This is a genomic window from Candidatus Soleaferrea massiliensis AP7 (assembly GCF_000820765.1).
Lineage (GTDB): Bacteria > Bacillota > Clostridia > Oscillospirales > Ruminococcaceae > Soleaferrea > Soleaferrea massiliensis.
The window spans coordinates 20,321-36,795 of the sequence record NZ_CCYH01000043.1; the positions used below are offsets into that span (position 1 = coordinate 20,321).

25 protein-coding genes and 1 pseudogene are annotated in these 16,475 nt (G+C 52.4%); all 26 read right to left on the reverse strand.

The window, feature by feature from the left end; translation table 11 throughout:
- Positions 1-633, reverse strand: a complete 633-nt coding sequence (locus BN348_RS10920; RefSeq protein WP_040198028.1) for an adenylate kinase — start codon at positions 631-633, stop codon at positions 1-3.
- A gap of 89 nt (positions 634-722) precedes the next feature.
- Complete coding sequence (secY, locus tag BN348_RS10925; RefSeq protein ID WP_040198030.1) at positions 723-2,048, reverse strand: preprotein translocase subunit SecY; 1,326 nt, start codon at positions 2,046-2,048, stop codon at positions 723-725.
- A 1-nt stretch (position 2,049) separates the two neighbouring features.
- The gene (gene rplO / locus BN348_RS10930) at positions 2,050-2,490 is read right to left on the reverse strand and encodes a 50S ribosomal protein L15 (protein ID WP_040198031.1); all 441 of its coding nucleotides are present in this window, start codon (positions 2,488-2,490) and stop codon (positions 2,050-2,052) included.
- A 95-nt stretch (positions 2,491-2,585) separates the two neighbouring features.
- Entirely contained in the window at positions 2,586-2,762 is a 177-nt protein-coding gene (gene rpmD / locus BN348_RS10935) for a 50S ribosomal protein L30 (RefSeq protein WP_040198032.1), read from the reverse strand.
- 13 nt (positions 2,763-2,775) lie between these two features.
- Complete coding sequence (rpsE, locus tag BN348_RS10940) at positions 2,776-3,279, reverse strand: 30S ribosomal protein S5 (protein WP_197068342.1); 504 nt, start codon at positions 3,277-3,279, stop codon at positions 2,776-2,778.
- Between the two features lie 14 nt (positions 3,280-3,293).
- Positions 3,294-3,653, reverse strand: a complete 360-nt coding sequence (gene rplR / locus BN348_RS10945) for a 50S ribosomal protein L18 (RefSeq protein ID WP_040198035.1) — start codon at positions 3,651-3,653, stop codon at positions 3,294-3,296.
- A gap of 106 nt (positions 3,654-3,759) precedes the next feature.
- Entirely contained in the window at positions 3,760-4,305 is a 546-nt protein-coding gene (gene rplF / locus BN348_RS10950; RefSeq protein WP_040198036.1) for a 50S ribosomal protein L6, read from the reverse strand.
- Positions 4,306-4,318: 13 nt separating this feature from the next.
- Positions 4,319-4,717 carry a 30S ribosomal protein S8 gene (gene rpsH, locus BN348_RS10955; RefSeq protein WP_040198037.1) on the reverse strand — a complete coding sequence of 133 codons (399 nt, stop codon included), beginning with the start codon at positions 4,715-4,717 and terminating at the stop codon, positions 4,319-4,321.
- A gap of 24 nt (positions 4,718-4,741) precedes the next feature.
- Positions 4,742-4,927 carry a type Z 30S ribosomal protein S14 gene (locus BN348_RS13665; protein WP_082020944.1) on the reverse strand — a complete coding sequence of 62 codons (186 nt, stop codon included), beginning with the start codon at positions 4,925-4,927 and terminating at the stop codon, positions 4,742-4,744.
- Between the two features lie 15 nt (positions 4,928-4,942).
- A complete protein-coding gene (rplE, locus tag BN348_RS10960; RefSeq protein WP_040198039.1) occupies positions 4,943-5,482 on the reverse strand; it encodes a 50S ribosomal protein L5 in 540 nt (179 codons plus the stop codon).
- A gap of 16 nt (positions 5,483-5,498) precedes the next feature.
- Entirely contained in the window at positions 5,499-5,816 is a 318-nt protein-coding gene (gene rplX, locus BN348_RS10965) for a 50S ribosomal protein L24 (RefSeq protein WP_040198040.1), read from the reverse strand.
- A gap of 16 nt (positions 5,817-5,832) precedes the next feature.
- The gene (gene rplN / locus BN348_RS10970; protein ID WP_040198041.1) at positions 5,833-6,201 is read right to left on the reverse strand and encodes a 50S ribosomal protein L14; all 369 of its coding nucleotides are present in this window, start codon (positions 6,199-6,201) and stop codon (positions 5,833-5,835) included.
- A 63-nt stretch (positions 6,202-6,264) separates the two neighbouring features.
- Entirely contained in the window at positions 6,265-6,522 is a 258-nt protein-coding gene (gene rpsQ / locus BN348_RS10975; protein ID WP_040198043.1) for a 30S ribosomal protein S17, read from the reverse strand.
- 21 nt (positions 6,523-6,543) lie between these two features.
- The gene (gene rpmC, locus BN348_RS10980; RefSeq protein WP_040198046.1) at positions 6,544-6,744 is read right to left on the reverse strand and encodes a 50S ribosomal protein L29; all 201 of its coding nucleotides are present in this window, start codon (positions 6,742-6,744) and stop codon (positions 6,544-6,546) included.
- Complete coding sequence (rplP, locus tag BN348_RS10985) at positions 6,744-7,169, reverse strand: 50S ribosomal protein L16 (RefSeq protein ID WP_040198048.1); 426 nt, start codon at positions 7,167-7,169, stop codon at positions 6,744-6,746. Before rplP ends, rpmC begins: the two co-directional genes overlap by 1 nt.
- Positions 7,169-7,837, reverse strand: a complete 669-nt coding sequence (gene rpsC / locus BN348_RS10990) for a 30S ribosomal protein S3 (RefSeq protein WP_040198050.1) — start codon at positions 7,835-7,837, stop codon at positions 7,169-7,171. Before rpsC ends, rplP begins: the two co-directional genes overlap by 1 nt.
- Before the next feature lie 116 nt (positions 7,838-7,953).
- Positions 7,954-8,286: pseudogene (gene rplV, locus BN348_RS10995) on the reverse strand (50S ribosomal protein L22); the annotation flags it as partial.
- 24 nt (positions 8,287-8,310) lie between these two features.
- A complete protein-coding gene (gene rpsS, locus BN348_RS11000; protein WP_040198053.1) occupies positions 8,311-8,589 on the reverse strand; it encodes a 30S ribosomal protein S19 in 279 nt (92 codons plus the stop codon).
- Between the two features lie 24 nt (positions 8,590-8,613).
- Positions 8,614-9,447 carry a 50S ribosomal protein L2 gene (gene rplB, locus BN348_RS11005; RefSeq protein WP_040198054.1) on the reverse strand — a complete coding sequence of 278 codons (834 nt, stop codon included), beginning with the start codon at positions 9,445-9,447 and terminating at the stop codon, positions 8,614-8,616.
- An 87-nt stretch (positions 9,448-9,534) separates the two neighbouring features.
- Positions 9,535-9,828, reverse strand: a complete 294-nt coding sequence (rplW, locus tag BN348_RS11010; protein WP_040198055.1) for a 50S ribosomal protein L23 — start codon at positions 9,826-9,828, stop codon at positions 9,535-9,537.
- Positions 9,828-10,451, reverse strand: a complete 624-nt coding sequence (gene rplD, locus BN348_RS11015) for a 50S ribosomal protein L4 (protein WP_040198056.1) — start codon at positions 10,449-10,451, stop codon at positions 9,828-9,830. Before rplD ends, rplW begins: the two co-directional genes overlap by 1 nt.
- Before the next feature lie 17 nt (positions 10,452-10,468).
- Complete coding sequence (gene rplC, locus BN348_RS11020) at positions 10,469-11,104, reverse strand: 50S ribosomal protein L3 (RefSeq protein WP_040198059.1); 636 nt, start codon at positions 11,102-11,104, stop codon at positions 10,469-10,471.
- An 81-nt stretch (positions 11,105-11,185) separates the two neighbouring features.
- Positions 11,186-11,497 (reverse strand): 30S ribosomal protein S10, encoded by a 312-nt coding sequence (gene rpsJ / locus BN348_RS11025; RefSeq protein ID WP_040198060.1) that lies wholly within the window; start codon positions 11,495-11,497, stop codon positions 11,186-11,188.
- A gap of 564 nt (positions 11,498-12,061) precedes the next feature.
- The gene (locus BN348_RS11035) at positions 12,062-12,505 is read right to left on the reverse strand and encodes a hypothetical protein (RefSeq protein ID WP_040198063.1); all 444 of its coding nucleotides are present in this window, start codon (positions 12,503-12,505) and stop codon (positions 12,062-12,064) included.
- A gap of 479 nt (positions 12,506-12,984) precedes the next feature.
- Positions 12,985-14,184, reverse strand: coding sequence for an elongation factor Tu (tuf, locus tag BN348_RS11040; protein WP_040198064.1), 1,200 nt, complete (start codon positions 14,182-14,184; stop codon positions 12,985-12,987).
- A 167-nt stretch (positions 14,185-14,351) separates the two neighbouring features.
- Positions 14,352-16,427, reverse strand: a complete 2,076-nt coding sequence (gene fusA, locus BN348_RS11045; RefSeq protein WP_040198065.1) for an elongation factor G — start codon at positions 16,425-16,427, stop codon at positions 14,352-14,354.
- Positions 16,428-16,475 lie beyond the last annotated feature (48 nt).

Consider the following 16,475-nt stretch of genomic DNA (forward strand, 5'->3'; position numbering starts at 1 on the left):
TTATGCCTCCAAAGCCTTTAAGGTCAGAGTGGTCGTATCCTTGACCTCTTCCTGTCCTTCTACGATGTAAAGCTTACCTTTTTTCTCATAGTAGTCCTTCAAAGGCTCGGTCTGTTCATGATAAACCTCAAGCCGCTGCAACACGGTCGCCGGTTCATCATCCTTCCTGATAACGGTATTGCCGTCACACTTGTCGCATTTGCCTTCGGCCTTGCTCGGCTTGTATTCAATGTGGTAAGATGCACCGCACTTCTCACAAACCCGGCGGCCCGACATGCGCTTCGCGATTCTTTCGTCCGCGACCTCGATGTCGATGACGCGGTCGATCTCAATACCCATTCTGTCCAGCGCTTCGGCCTGCGGTACCGTCCGCGGGAAACCGTCCAGGATGAATCCATCCTTGCAGTCGTCCTGGCTCAGACGTTCCTTGATGATTTCGATGACCACCTCATCCGGAACCAGCTTGCCCTCATCCATATAGGATTTGGCCTTCAGTCCCAGTTCGGTGCCGTTTTTGAGCGCTTCACGGATGATGTTTCCCGTACTGATGGCGGGAATCTTCAGCGTGTCGCAGATCACTTCGGCCTGTGTGCCTTTGCCGGCACCCGGCGCGCCTAACAATATCAGTTTCATAGCATTCACCTCGCAGTCTAAATTCCGCATCGTTGTTGTGAAAGGGCGGGCAAAGCTTTCAGCGAAAGTTTTGCCCCCCTGTAAACGCTTTATTCAAGGAAGCCCTTGTAATGACGCATCATCATCTGGGATTCCATGCTGCGCATGGTGTCGAGCGCAACGCCGACGACGATGATGATGGACGTACCACCCAGCGCGATGCCGATGCCGGATACGGCACCCAGCACGATCGGCAGGACTGCAATAACGCCTAAGCACAGCGCGCCGACCAGGGTGATTCTGTTGATGATCTTCGAAATGAAGTCGGTGGTCGGCTTGCCCGGACGGATGCCCGGCACCGCACCGTTATTCTTACGCAGGTTGTTTGCAATCTCCATTGGATTGTACTGGATCGCCACGTAGAAGTAGTTGAACGCGATGATCAGCAGGAAGTAGAGAATTGCATAGAACATGGAATTGTAATTGAAGATACTCAGGATCTTGTCGGCCATACCGCCCTGTGCGATCGGCAGGAACGCTTTGATGGTTCCCGGCAGCGCCAGAATGGAGCTTGCGAAGATGACCGGCATAACGCCCGACATGTTGACCTTGATTGGAATGTGGCTGCTCTGTCCGCCGTACATCTTGCGGCCGACCTGGCGTTTCGCATACTGAACCGGGATCCTGCGCTCTGCGTTGGTCATGATGATGATGCCGACGATCAGCGCCAGGAAGACCAGAACGACCATCGGGACGAGGAAGAAGTACTTCGAATCGCCCTGCAGCGCGAGCTGGATGTACTGCCACAGTGTCATGAATGCGCTCGGGCCTCTCGAAAGAATACCTGCGAACAGGATGATCGAGATGCCGTTGCCGAGTCCCTTTTCAGAGATCCGGTCGCCGAGCCATACGATAAACGCGGTACCTGCGGTGAAGCAGGCGATGATGATCACGGCGACGAACAAACCTTCGAGGCCGTCGGTATAGAGCACCGCATCCACGCCGGCGCTTCCGGTCGATGCGCCCAGGTTCCGAAGCAGGAAGTAGAACGCGGTCGCCTGAATCAGCGCCAGGATGATGGTCGTATACCTTGTGATCTTCTGTAACCGTTTACGTCCCTCTTCGCCTTCCTTCTGCATGCGTTCCAGGGCCGGGATGGCCACGGTCAGCAGCTGGATGACGATGGACGATGTGATGTACGGGGAAATGGACATTGCGAAGATGGTTGCATGCGAGAACGCACCGCCTGAGAACAGGTCGATGAATCCGAGCAGGCTGCCGGACTGCGTCTGCGTGAACTCCTGCAGCACGGTCGCATCCAGGAACGGCACCGGAATCGCGGCGCCGATGCGGAAGATGATGATAATCATCAGGGTGTATAAGAGTTTCTTTCTTAAGTCCGCTATTTTCCAAGCATTCCTGATTGTTTCAAACATCTTAAATCACCTGCGTCTTTCCGCCAGCTTTTTCAATCTTTTCCTTCGCCGAAGCTGAGAAAGCCGCAACCGTGACGGTAAGTTTCTTCTCCAATTCCCCATTGCCGAGAATTTTAATACCGTCCAGCGGTTTCTTGATCAAACCGGAAGCGATGATGGCATCGGTATCCACAACCGCTCCGTCTTCGAATCGATTTAAATCTGACACGTTGATGGTTGCATATCTGGTAGCAAAGATGTTGTTGAATCCTCTCTTCGGGACGCGTCTTGCCAGAGGCATCTGGCCGCCTTCGAATCCCGGCCTTACGCCGCCGCCCGAACGGGCGTTCTGGCCTTTGTGTCCCTTACCGGCAGTTTTACCATTGCCTGAACCCGGGCCTCTGCCTTTGCGGTATGCTTTTTTTGCAGAACCGGGAGCCGGAGAAAGTTCGTGCAACTTCATTTTACTCGCACCTCCTTGGCAGACTCTGTCTGCGCCATAATAAAACACTTAGTCTTGCGTTTTTTCTCAAAACTGCGGGCATTCGCTCCGCTTTGTTACGCTTCAGTGACCTGGACAAGATGGACAATCTTCTTGATCTTGCCTTTGGTCGCTTCGTTATCAGGCTGTACTGTCTCCTGGCCGATTCTGCGAAGTCCCAGGGAAGCAGCCGTCGCAATCTGGTCGTCCTTGCAGCCGACCAGGCTTTTAACCAGTTTAATCTTAAAAGCCATGTGAGCTTCCTCCTTAACCTAAAACTTCTTCTACAGATTTGCCGCGCAGCGCCGCAACCTGATTGACATCTCTCAGCGAGCTCAGACCATTGACGGTCGCGGTGACCACGTTGGTCGGATTGTTCGATCTGAGGGATTTCGTACGGATATCACGGATGCCTGCAACCTCGAGTACAGCACGGACAGGTCCGCCGGCGATAACGCCGGTACCGGGAGCTGCCGGTTTCATGAGCACTCTGCCTGCACCGAATACACCGATCACCTCATGCGGAATCGTGGTTCCCTTGAGGGAGATCGTTCTTAAATTCTTCTTTGCATCCTCAATGCCCTTGCGGATTGCATCCGGCACCTCGGAGGCTTTGCCGATTCCGAAGCCCACGGTTCCCTTGCCGTCTCCGACAACAACCAGAGCTGCGAATTTGAAGATACGTCCGCCTTTTACCGTTTTGGATACACGGTTGATGGAGACGACCTTCTCCTGTAAATCAAATGTAGAAGCGTCCAATAACTTAGCCACAGTATCCCTCCCCATTAGATTTTCAGGCCGGCTTCACGAGCGCCATCGGCTAACTCTTTCACACGGCCGTGATAGACATAACCGCCGCGGTCAAATACAGCTTCGGAGATGCCCTTGGCAATTGCCCGTTTTGCAATCTCCGTGCCGACTTTTTTCGCTGCTTCCTTGTTGCCGCCGTACATGCCGAAATCCTTTTCGACCGTGGACGCGGAACAAAGGGTTACGCCGTTTACATCATCTATCAGTTGTGCATAAATATGCTTTGTTGAGCGGAACACATTAAGGCGAGGACGCTGTGCCGTACCATTGATCTTGGCACGAACTCTGAGGTGTCTTTTCAGCCTAGCTTTGTTGCTATCCTGCTTGCTCACCATAAGTTTGTCACTCCTTTAAAATACTTTGCAGGGGGCGAAAACGCCCCTTTGGCACGGGAGGACCCACACCAACGGCATCACGACGGACGCCCCACAATCATTATTTTTATTTCTTGGCTTTACCTGCTTTACCTTCTTTGCGGATGATGTGCTCATCGACATATTTGATACCCTTGCCTTTATAGGGCTCCGGCGGACGTTTTTCACGGACTTCGGCGGCGAACTGGCCGACCTTCTGTTTATCCGGACCGTGAATGACGATCTTGTTCGGGGCAGGTACATCAATGGTGATACCATCGATTTCAGGTACAATTACCTGATGAGAGTAGCCCAGGTTCATAACCAGGTCCTTACCCTGTTTTGCAGCACGGTAACCTACACCATTGACTTCCAGTTCCTTTTTGAACTCGTTCACAACGCCCTCGACCATGTTGGCGATCAGCGTTCTGGTAAGACCATGTAAGCTTTTGTGCATTTTATCCTCGGACGGGCGGGCAACGGTGAGTTCCCCATTCTCGATACCGATGATCATATCCGGATGGAATGTATTGCTTAAGGTACCCTTCGGGCCTTTGACCGTAATGGTACTTCCGTCAATTTTTACATCAACGCCGGTTGGTATAACAATTGGTTTTCTTCCTATACGTGACATCTATTGCACCTCCTTACCAAACGAATGCAAGAACTTCGCCGCCGACATTTTCCTTGCGCGCCGTTTTATCGGTCATAACGCCTTTGGATGTCGAGATGATCGCGATGCCCAGTCCCTTCATGACTTTGGGCATATTCTCACAGTCGGTATAAATACGCAGGCCCGGTTTGGACACTCTGCGAAGGCCGGTGATGACCGGCGCCTTGTTCTCCACATATTTTAAAGACATGTGGATGACGCCCTGTTTACCATCTTCGGTCACCTGGAAGCCTTTGATATATCCTTCATCCAGCAGAATCTGCGCGATGGCTTTTTTCATGTTGGATGCCGGGATATCCACCGTGTCATGTTTCGCTGCGTTTGCGTTTCTGATACGGGTTAGCATATCAGCAATTGTATCGGTGATTTGCATGCCGTCTACCTCCTTTGCTTATGCTTACCAGCTGGCTTTCTTCACCCCAGGAATCTGTCCCTTGTAAGCCAGTTCCCTGAAGCATATACGGCAGATGCCGAATTTACGAAGATAAGCGTGCGGCCTTCCACAAATTTTGCACCTGTTGTACGAACGGGTAGAGAATTTCGGTGTTCTCTGCTGTTTGTTGATCATCGACTTTTTAGCCACCTAATACTTACCTCCTTACTTCGCAAACGGGGCGCCCATGAGCGTCAGCAGCTCACGTGCTTCCTCATCTGTTTTCGCGGTTGTGACAAAGCAGATGTCCATACCGCGGATTTTATCTATTTTATCGTAATCGATTTCCGGGAAAATGAGCTGTTCTTTCAGGCCCATATTGTAGTTGCCGCGTCCGTCAAAGGAATTCGCGTTGATTCCTCTGAAGTCACGAACCCTTGGAAGCGCTATATTGAAAAGTCTGTCGAGGAACTCATACATCTTTTCACTTCTCAGAGTGACCTTTGCACCGATGCTCATTCCCTGACGAAGCTTAAAGTTCGCGACCGATTTCTTCGCCTTGCAGACGACCGGGCGCTGACCTGTAATCTTCATCATATCAGACACGATTGCATCAATCATCTTCTGGTTGTCGCGGGCTTCGCCGCAGCCAACGTTTATAACGATCTTCTCAAGCTTCGGAATCTGCATGACGCTTTTGTAGCCGAACTTCTTCATCAGAGCCGGTGCTACATCATTCACATAGTACTCTTTAAGTCTTGCCATGTTTCTATCTCCTTACTTAAAAAGTTTCGCCGCATTTTTTACACAAACGCAACTTTTCACCGTTCGCATATACTTCGTGTCCGACTCTGGCCGGTTTGTGGCACTTCGGGCAGACAAGCTGTACCTTGCAGGCGTATAAAGGCGCTTCGGCCGACACAAGTCCTCCCGGGGCTCCCATCTTTCTCGGTTTCACGTGCTTGGTCACTTTATTGCAGCCTTCCACGATAACCTTCTTCTCAGTGGGACTCACCTGGAGAACCTTGCCCTTGGCGCCTTTGTCCTTGCCTGATAAAATGACGACAGTATCGCCTTTTTTAACGTGAAGTGTATTCACTTTCAGTGCACCTCCATTAAAGCGCCTCGGGAGCGAGGCTTAAAATTTTCAGATAGTCTTTGTCGCGCAGCTCTCTGGCGACAGGGCCAAAGATACGCGTACCTCTCGGGTTCTTATCATCTCTTATGATAACTGCCGCGTTCTCGTCGAAGCGGATGTATGTGCCGTCGTTACGGCGCAGACCCTTCGCTGAACGGACGATAACGGCCTTTACGACATCACCTTTTTTGACAACGCCACCGGGTGCTGCTTTTTTGACCGAAGCTACCACGACGTCGCCAATGTTTGCATACCTTCTACGGGAGCCGCCTAACACGCGGATACACATTAATTCCTTTGCACCGGTATTGTCGGCTACCTTCAGGCGGGTTTGCATCTGTATCACAGTGCGTTCCTCCTTTCGAGTCCGGCTGCCTCACGGCAGCCCCTAACGACTATACAATAACCGTTATTTTGCTTTTTCTATGATTTCGGCCACACGCCATCTCTTGTCCTTCGAGATCGGACGGGTTTCCATGACAAGAACCTTGTCACCGACACCACATTCGTTTTTCTCGTCATGAGCTTTGAGTTTGACAGTGCGCTTAATGATCTTTTTGTAAAGAGGATGCTTTACATTGTCCTTGATCGCAATGACGACGGTTTTATCCATCTTGTCGCTGACGACCACGCCGATCCTCGTTTTTCTGAGGTTTCTTTCGCTCACAGCTTAATCCTCCCTTCCGCTCTACTGCATATCTTCCAGTTCCAGCTGGCGCATGACCGTTTTGACACGAGCAATATCCTTCTTGACATCCTTGATCTTCAAAGGATTCTCCAGCTGGTTGATAGCGTGTTGGAAGCGCAGGTTGAAAAGCTCGGCTTTGAGGTCTGCTAATTTATCATTCAGTTCCGCCATGGACATTTCACGAAGCTCAATAGCCTTCATTATTGCTCACCACCCATTTCTTCCTTTTTTACAAACTTGGTCTTGATAGGCAGCTTATGCATTGCGAGACGCATTGCTTCACGCGCCAGTTCTTCCGATACGCCGCCGATTTCGAACAGCACTCTGCCCGGCTTGACGACTGCGACCCAGTATTCCGGGCTACCTTTACCGGAACCCATGCGGGTTTCAGCAGGTTTTTCGGTAACCGGTTTATCCGGGAAAATTTTAATCCATACCTGACCGCCACGTTTGATGTAACGGGTCATGGCAATACGGGCGGCCTCGATCTGGTTGGACTTGATCCAGCCCGGCTCGAGCGCCTGGAGACCGAAATCACCGTAGGTAACGGTGTTGCCTCTGGTCGCCTTACCCTTCATGCGTCCTCTGTGGACTCTGCGGTATTTCACTCTTTTTGGCAACAGCATTATCTTCTGCCTCCTTCCCTCTGAGGCTTCCTGTTAACATCCGCCAGGACCTCTCCGGCATAGATCCACACTTTGACGCCGATGCGTCCGTAGGTGGTCTTCGCCTCTGCGAATCCGTAGTCGATATCGGCACGGATGGTCTGCAGGGGAATGGTGCCTTCATGGTAACGCTCGGTGCGCGCGATTTCCGCGCCGCCCAAACGACCGGAGACCTGGGTCTTGATGCCCCTTGCGCCCAGCTTCATGGCGCGGCCGATCGCCTGCTTCATCGCTCTTCTGAAGGAAACCCTTCTCTCGAGCTGTGCGGCGATGCTTTCCGCTACGAGCTGTGCGTTTTTATCCGGCTGTCTGACCTCAACGATGTTGATGGCAACCGGTTTCTTCAGCATACCCTCACAGGTTTTGCGAAGCTTTTCAATTTCTGTGCCGCCCTTGCCGATAACCATGCCCGGCTTTGCACAGTGGATGTGAATTCTGACGCGGGCTGCGTCGCGTTCGATTTCGATGCGCGGCACGCCTGCGGCATATAAGGTTTCCTTCAGGAATTTGCGCAGCTTATAATCCTCGACGAGGATATCGCCGAAAGCATCGTCCCTAGCAAACCAGCGGGAATCCCAATTTTTGATGACGCCCACACGGAGTCCGTGCGGATTAACTTTTTGGCCCATAGTTTACCTCCTCTTTCAGCTTATTCCTTCTCGGTGGCGACGACCTCTTCTTTTTTAGCAGAGGTCTTCTTTGCGCTCTTCTTGGTTTCTTCTTTGACGGCCGGCTTTGCAGCGCCGTCTTTTTCACGGACAACCATCGTGATGTGGCTGGTTCTCTTCAGCACCCTGAAGGCGCGTCCCTGCGCGCGCGGTCTGATCCTCTTGAGGGTCGGACCCGGGCAGACAAAACACTCTGCAACATAGAGGTTATCCTTATCCATCTCATGGTTGTTTTCTGCATTGGCGACGGCCGACTTCAGGAGCTTCATCAGCGGCTCGCAAGCAGCTTTTGGTGTATGTCTCAATATCGCCATAGCCTGTGCGGTATCCTTGTTTCTGATCAAATCAAGGACGATCTGCACTTTTCTGGGCGCTATACGGACATGTCTCAGATAAGCCCTAGCTTCCATAAATGTTATCCTCCTTCCGGCAACCTATCTAGCGCCGGTCTTTTTTGCTCCGGCGTGGCCCCTGTACGTTCTGGTCGGGGCAAACTCACCTAATTTATGGCCTACCATATCTTCAGTGATGTAGACTGGGACATGTTTTCTGCCGTCATGAACAGCAAAGGTGTGTCCAACAAAATCCGGGAATATTGTAGAAGCGCGGCTCCAGGTCTTGAGGACCTTCTTTTCGCCGGCCTCGTTCATTGCGATAACCCTTTTCAGCAGAACTTCCTGCACGTAAGGGCCTTTCTTAACACTTCTGCCCATCAATCTGCCTCCTTTCTAGGACCATTATTTCTGGTTCCGACGTTTTACAATGAACTTGTCGGAACGGTTGTGTGTCGCTCTGGTCTTGTAGCCCAGAGTCGGTTTACCCCAAGGAGTAACAGGACCCGGACGTCCGATCGGGCTTTTGCCTTCACCACCGCCGTGCGGGTGATCGCATGGGTTCATGACGGAACCGCGGACAGTCGGGCGGAAGCCCATATGACGTTTGCGGCCGGCTTTACCGATGTTGACGTTCTCATGCGTGATGTTTCCAACCTGGCCGATGGTGGCCATGCAGGAATCCGGAACCTTGCGGAGCTCGGAAGACGGCAGACGAAGCAGCGCATGTTTGCCTTCCTTCGCCATCAGCTGCGCCATGTTGCCGGCGGAGCGGGCGAGCTGAGCGCCCTTGCCCGGGTACAGCTCAATGTTGTGGATGAACGTACCGACCGGGATATTGACAAGCGGCAGCGCATTGCCCGGCTTGATGTCGGCATCCGGTCCGGAGACAATCTTCTGTCCGATCTTCAGGCCGACCGGGGCGATGATGTAGCGCTTCTCGCCATCCTCGTACTGCACCAGCGCGATGTGCGCGGAGCGGTTCGGATCGTACTCTAAGGTTAAAACTTCGGCCGGAATGCCGAATTTATCTCTTTTGAAATCGATGACGCGGTATTTTCTGCGGTTTCCGCCACCACGGTGACGGACCGTGATTCTGCCGTAGCTGTTGCGTCCGGAATTCTTCTTGATCGGAGCCAAGAGACTTCTTTCCGGCGCTACCTTCGACAACTCGCTGTAGTCGGTGACGGTCATCTGACGTCTCGACGGGGTTGTCGGTTTGTAGGTCTTAATAGCCATGTCGTTTCACACTCCTCATAAGATTTAGCGGGATTATGAGCATCCCATACACGGCGGGCTGATGCCCGCAAAGCCATGACAGAAATCTTACATCATGGTCTCGAAGAACTCAATGCCCTTGGATTCTTCGGTCAGCGTAACAATCGCTTTTTTCCAGTCCGGACGGTAACCCTGGTTGCGGCCCATGCGCTTGAGAGCGCCGCGGCAGCTGATGGTGTTGACCTTCTGGACCTGTACGCCGAAAAGTTCTTCTACTGCTTTGCCAATCTCGATCTTATTGGCGTCTTTTGCGACCTTGAACGTGTATTTCTTCTCCTGCATGTTCTGCATGCTGGCTTCGGTAATGATCGGGCGAATGATGATATCCTGCGCCTTTTTCATTATGCATACACCTCCTCGATTTTCGCAACGGCATCCTTCACGACGATAAATTTATCATAATTCAGAACATCGTAGACGTTCAGCGTGTTGATCAGCGCCGTCTTGACACCCGGGATGTTGTTTGCGCTGCGGATGATTTTGTCATCCTTGTCAGCCATGACGATCAGCGCTTTCTTTTCCACACCCAGCGCGCCCAGCATCTTCACGATGCTCTTGGTTTTGATCTCTTCGAGTTCCAGCTTGTCGAGGACAATGATCTGCTCGTCAAGCACCTTGGAAGAGAACGCGGATTTAATAGCCAGTCTCTTCACCTTTTTGTTCAGGGAGTAGCTGTAATCCCGCGGCTTTGGTCCCAGCGCTACGCCGCCGTGTGTCCATTGCGGAGCTCTGGTGGAACCCTGTCTTGCATGGCCGGTGCCCTTCTGGCGCCATGGCTTTTTGCCGCCGCCGCGCACTTCAGTCCTTGTCAGTGTGGACTGCGTGCCCTGACGCTGGTTTGCGAGATAATTCACAACAGCCGCGTGCATAACGGACTTGTTCGGCTCAATACCGAAGACAGTTTCGGAAAGCTCCATCTCTCCGACCTGCTGTCCTGCCATATCAAATACAGTAACTTTTGGCATTGTGCTTCCTCCTTCCCTTACGCCCTCTTAACGCTGTCGGTGATATATACGATTCCGTTTTTCGGGCCCGGAATAGCACCTTTAATCGCGATAAGATTATTCTCTGCATCTACTTTGACAACGTCAAGGTTCTGCACGGTAATTTTCTGAACGCCCATATGACCCGGCAGTCCCTTGCCCTTCATAACCCTGGACGGATCGGAGCACGCGCCGTTGGAGCCTGCGTGTCTGCCGACAGGACCGGAACCGTGGGTGGCCTTCAGGCTGTGATATCCGAAGCGCTTGATGGCGCCCTGATAGCCTTTACCTTTGCTGATACCCTGTACGTCTACGCGGTCGCCGGCTTCAAAGGCATCCGCTTTGATGATGTCGCCCACGTTGATCGCGGAGCAGTCATCCAGACGGAATTCCTTGAGCCGCTTCTTCGCAGCGACATCCGCTTTGTCGAAGTGACCTTTCATCGGTTTGTTGACGTTCTTGGTCTTGACGTCGCCGTAACCGACCTGGACAGCCTCATAGCCGTCGTTTTCCTTGGTCTTTTTCTGAACCACAACACACGGTCCTGCTTCCACTACGGTGACAGGGATGATGTTGCCTAGCTCATCAAAGATCTGCGTCATGCCAATTTTCTTGGCGATCATGCACTTTTGCATTCAGTTTACCTCCTTAGGTTATTGGTTGATCTCTATAGAAGACCAACATGACCTGTCCGGTGTTCGTTTTGGAAACCAAGCTTAGAGTTTAATCTCGATTTCTACGCCGGCAGGGAGTTCTAATCCCATCAGAGCTTCCACAGTTTTCTGGGACGGTCTGATGACATCGATCAGTCTCTTGTGGGTGCGCATTTCGAACTGCTCACGGCTGTCCTTATACTTGTGAACCGCACGGAGAATCGTGACGATTTCCTTCTCAGTTGGGAGCGGAATCGGTCCTGACACAGACGAACCGGTGCGCTTTGCGGTCTCCACAATCTTCACTGCGGACGCATCCACCAACTGATGGTCGTAACCCTTGAGCCTGATTCTGATTTTTTCATTGACTGCCACTTTCCATCGCCTCCTTAAGGTTTTGCATAAAATCTTTGGGGGCGCAGTAAAAACTGAACACTGTTCCGTGTGTTTGTAGTTTGAAGCTTAAAAAATCCGGATAAACTTTCGTTTTCAGACGCAAGTTCTCCGGAAGTCAAACATCCTTACAACAATTTGAATGGAATTTCTTTACAGAAAAACATCCATAAAGGGCATAGCATCCCCTTATGCTTCAAATTGTTCAGTATTTCTGTCGCCCGGTTTTAAATCGGACATACTCAGCGGAAATTACCTGCAAAGCAGCAACCTCCCGCGTCATCGCATATCTAGTGCAGTCTCACTCAGTAATAATACCACACCGCATCTTGAAAAGCAAGCGTTTCGGCCGAAAACTTGTAAACTTTCCGTGAATCCGTGCGTTTTCGGCCGAAATCTGCCTTCCTCTTTTCTCTGTGGTGTTTTCTGACGAATTGATGTCCCGATTTTCTGTCCGCTCTCTCGTACAGCCCCTCTGCATCCGCACCGCGTTTTCTCACTTATATAACGACCTTATTGACGGCGATGCGGCACCGCTTTCTGTTCCTATTTGGCACCGGCCGCGTGCTGCGTCTCGATCGGCGCTTCCCGCTTCTTGGAAAGCACGCCTTTCAGACAGCTCATCAGATGCAGCAGCTGCGTTCTTCGCTGCATCAGGCAGACGACCGCCGCGAAGAAGAACAGCAGCGTGATTGTCAGCGTGAGCGCGTGAAACGAGCCGAGCGTCACGCCGACCATCGCCGCCGACAGGATAAAGCCCGCGCAGGATGTCATCGGCCGCTTCTTGGACAGCAGAGCGAACAGGATGCCCATCAGCGACCCGGCCAGCATCAGAAATGAATAGACTCCAGCCAGCCTCGCCGAACCCGTCCCGATGTTGGAGATGCCCGCAAGCAGTCCGGAAAACCGGGTTGCAAACGGTACGCCGACAATGCCGCCGGCCAGTCCCAGAACCATCGGCACAGCGGACGTGTTCCATGTCCTTTTCATTTTTTATGTCCTCCAATGATGTCTCGTCCTGCTCAAGGCCCTGAACAGGGCACGGCCGCAACGCCCAAGGCACCGGCGCATCCCATCCGGAAGCAGGACATATTCTTATTTGTTCAACTTGTATTATAAACCAATTCACATTTTCCGTCAACCGTAAACAGGCATGATTTTCCATTGTTTTGGCGTTTTTTTGTCGCTCTTCCAAATTTCCTGTCAAAGCCTGTTTCCCCAGAGCGCGTTTCACTGCTTTCAGCAATCGAAATCCTTTCGCCATTGCGCTACATCTCCCGGCTGAACCGGTTGCCTGCGTCTTCCGGACGCCTTAGAGCAAGCCGCTCCTCCTCAGATCCTGACTATTTTATAGATGGAAGCTCTGCTCACGCATCGTCTTCCCATTCCAAAAGGCTTCCTGCTTCAATTACCGCCGCGCGCAAAAAAGCTCCCGAATTTCTTCGGGAGCTTTTATAACAATCAATGAATTATTCGTTGATCTTGGTGACGACGCCGGAGCCAACGGTACGACCGCCTTCACGGATAGCGAAACGCAGACCGGTTTCGATCGCGATCGGGGTGATCAGTTCAACGTCCATGTCGACGTTGTCGCCAGGCATGCACATCTCAATGCCTTCCGGCAGGGAGACGACACCGGTAACGTCGGTGGTTCTGAAATAGAACTGCGGACGGTAGTTGTTGAAGAACGGCGTATGACGGCCGCCTTCTTCCTTCTTCAGGATGTAGACCTGGCCGGAGAATTTGGTGTGCGGATTGATGGAGCCCGGTTTACAAAGGACCTGGCCTCTTTCAATCTCTGTACGCTGAACGCCGCGGAGCAGAGCGCCGATGTTATCGCCGGCTTCTGCATAGTCCAGAATCTTTCTGAACATTTCGATACCGGTAACAACGGTTTTCTTTCTCTCGTCGGTCAGACCGATGATTTCGATTTCATCGCCGGTCTTCAGCTGGCCTCTCTCAACTCTGCCGGTAGCAACAGTACCACGGCCGGTGATGGTGAAGACGTCCTCTACAGGCATCAGGAACGGCAGGTCTGCTTTTCTTTCCGGGGTCGGGATATATTCGTCAACAGCTTTCATCAGGTCCAGGATGGACTTGTAAGCCGGATCGGACAGATCGTTTGGAGCTTCCAGGGCTTTCAGCGCAGAACCGCAGACGATTGGAATATCGTCGCCCGGGAATTCGTAGTCGCTGAGCAGCTCACGGATTTCCATTTCGACGAGCTCGAGCAGTTCCGGATCGTCAACCTGGTCCGCTTTGTTCATATAGACGACGATATAAGGAACGCCGACCTGACGGGAGAGCAGGATGTGCTCACGGGTCTGCGGCATCGGGCCGTCTGCAGCGGAGACAACGAGGATAGCGCCGTCCATCTGAGCGGCACCGGTGATCATGTTCTTGACATAGTCAGCATGTCCCGGGCAGTCAACGTGCGCATAGTGACGGTTCTCGGTTTCATACTCAACGTGCGCGGTGTTGATGGTGATTCCGCGTTCTCTTTCTTCCGGAGCCTTATCGATCATGTCGTAAGCGACATAGTCAGCCTGGCCCTGCATACCCAGGGTTTTGGTGATGGCTGCGGTCAGCGTGGTTTTACCATGGTCAACGTGTCCAATTGTACCAATATTAATATGCGGCTTTGTTCTTTCAAATTTAGCTTTTGCCATTGGAATTGGCCTCCTTTAATAATACTTTCAAATTATAAACAGAAGTAAGTTCCGTTTGTATGGGAAGAGGACACCGGAAAATCCTTTCCGACGCCCTTTTCCCTATTAGAGTCTATTTTATCAAGGATTGATAAAAAAAACAAGGGAAATACCGAACTTTTTCCGGATTATTTTCCGCGTGCGGACATAATCTTCTCGGCAATGGATTTCGGCACTTCAATATAGTGGCTCGGCTGCATGACATACTGTCCGCGGCCTTGGGTTTTGGAACGCATGTCGGTCGCATAGCCGAACATCTCGGACAGCGGCACAAACGCGGTGATCTGCTGCGCGCCGTTGATGGCTTCCATACCCTGGATCTGTCCGCGGCGGGAGTTGAGGTCTCCCATGACGTCGCCCATGTACTCTTCCGGCACGGTGACGTCCACGCGCATGATCGGCTCGAGGATGACGGAATCCGCTTTGCGGAGCGCTTCCTTGAACGCCATGGAGCCAGCGATCTTAAACGCCATTTCCGAGGAGTCGACCTCATGGTAGGAACCGTCGTACAGCTCAACCTTGACGTCTACGACCGGATAGCCCGCAAGGATACCGGACTGCATCGCGCCTTGGATACCCTGATCGACCGCCGGGATGTATTCCTTCGGAATCGCGCCGCCGACGACTGCGTTCTTGAACTCGTAGCCCTTGCCGCTTTCGTTCGGCTCTACGCGGATTTTGACGTGGCCGTACTGGCCCTTACCGCCGGACTGTCTTGCATACTTGTGGTCGATGTCCGCGTTCTTGCGGATGGTTTCCTTGTATGCAACCTGCGGGTTACCGATGTTCGCCTCGACCTTGAACTCTCTGAGCAGGCGGTCGACGATGATCTCCAGATGGAGCTCGCCCATACCGGCGATGATGGTCTGGCCCGTCTCTTCATCCGTATAGGTTTTGAAGGTCGGGTCCTCCTCCGCCAGCTTCGAAAGGCCGATGCCCATCTTTTCCTGACCGGCTTTGGTCTTCGGCTCGATGGCGACGCGGATAACCGGTTCCGGGAATTCCATCGACTCCAGGATGATCGGATGCTTCTCGTCGCACAGCGTGTCGCCGGTCGTGGTGTTCTTGAGGCCTACCGCCGCCGCGATATCGCCCGCATAGCAGACATCGATATCCTGGCGGTGGTTCGCGTGCATCTGCAGAATGCGTCCGATTCTCTCATTGCAGTCCTTCACGGAGTTGTACACCGTGCTTCCCGCCTTGACAGTACCGGAATACACGCGGAAGAAGCCGAGCTTTCCGACAAACGGGTCGACAGCAATCTTGAACGCAAGCGCCGCGAACGGTCCGTTGTCAGAGGAAACACGCTCCTCTTCCTCTTCGGTCTCCGGATTGACACCCTTGATGTGCGGGACGTCAACCGGGGCCGGCATATAGTCGACAATGGCATCCAGCAGCTTCTGAACACCCTTGTTTTTATAAGAAGTACCGCAGACAACCGGGATCATATCGTTTGCAATGGTCGCTTTGCGGATGGCCAGCTTGACATCGTCGATCGGCAGCTCTTCTCCTTCGAGATACAGCTCCATCAGCTTGTCGTCCTGTTCCGCAACCGCTTCCAGCAGCTTGACATGATATTCCTCGGCCTTGTCGGCCAGCTCTTCCGGGATATCCTCTACACGGATATCGGTTCCAAGGTCATCATAGTAGACGTACGCCTTCATCTCGACCAGGTCGATGATGCCCTTAAAGTCGCTTTCAGCGCCGATTGGCAGCTGGATGGGCACCGCGTTGCATTTCAGGCGGTCCAACATCATCTGGACAACATTGTAGAAGTTCGCGCCCATGATGTCCATCTTGTTGACGTATGCCATTCTCGGTACGCGGTACTTGTCCGCCTGACGCCAAACGGTTTCTGACTGTGGTTCGACGCCGCCCTTTGCACAGAAAACTGTGACCGAGCCATCGAGAACACGCAAGGAACGTTCAACCTCTGCCGTAAAGTCAACGTGACCAGGGGTGTCAATGATGTTGATTCTGTGGTTTTTCCAGAATGCGGTTGTCGCAGCCGAGGTGATGGTAATACCCCTCTCCTGCTCCTGCTGCATCCAGTCCATCGTGGCGGAACCCTCATGGGTTTCACCAATTTTGTGGGTCTTACCGGTATAGAACAGAATACGTTCGGTAGTCGTGGTCTTACCGGCGTCGATATGGGCCATGATGCCTATATTACGGGTCATTTCCAATGAAACGTCTCTTGGCATAGTGTCCTCCTTCAAAAATTTAAAACGAAAATAGATGGCTGACAAAAC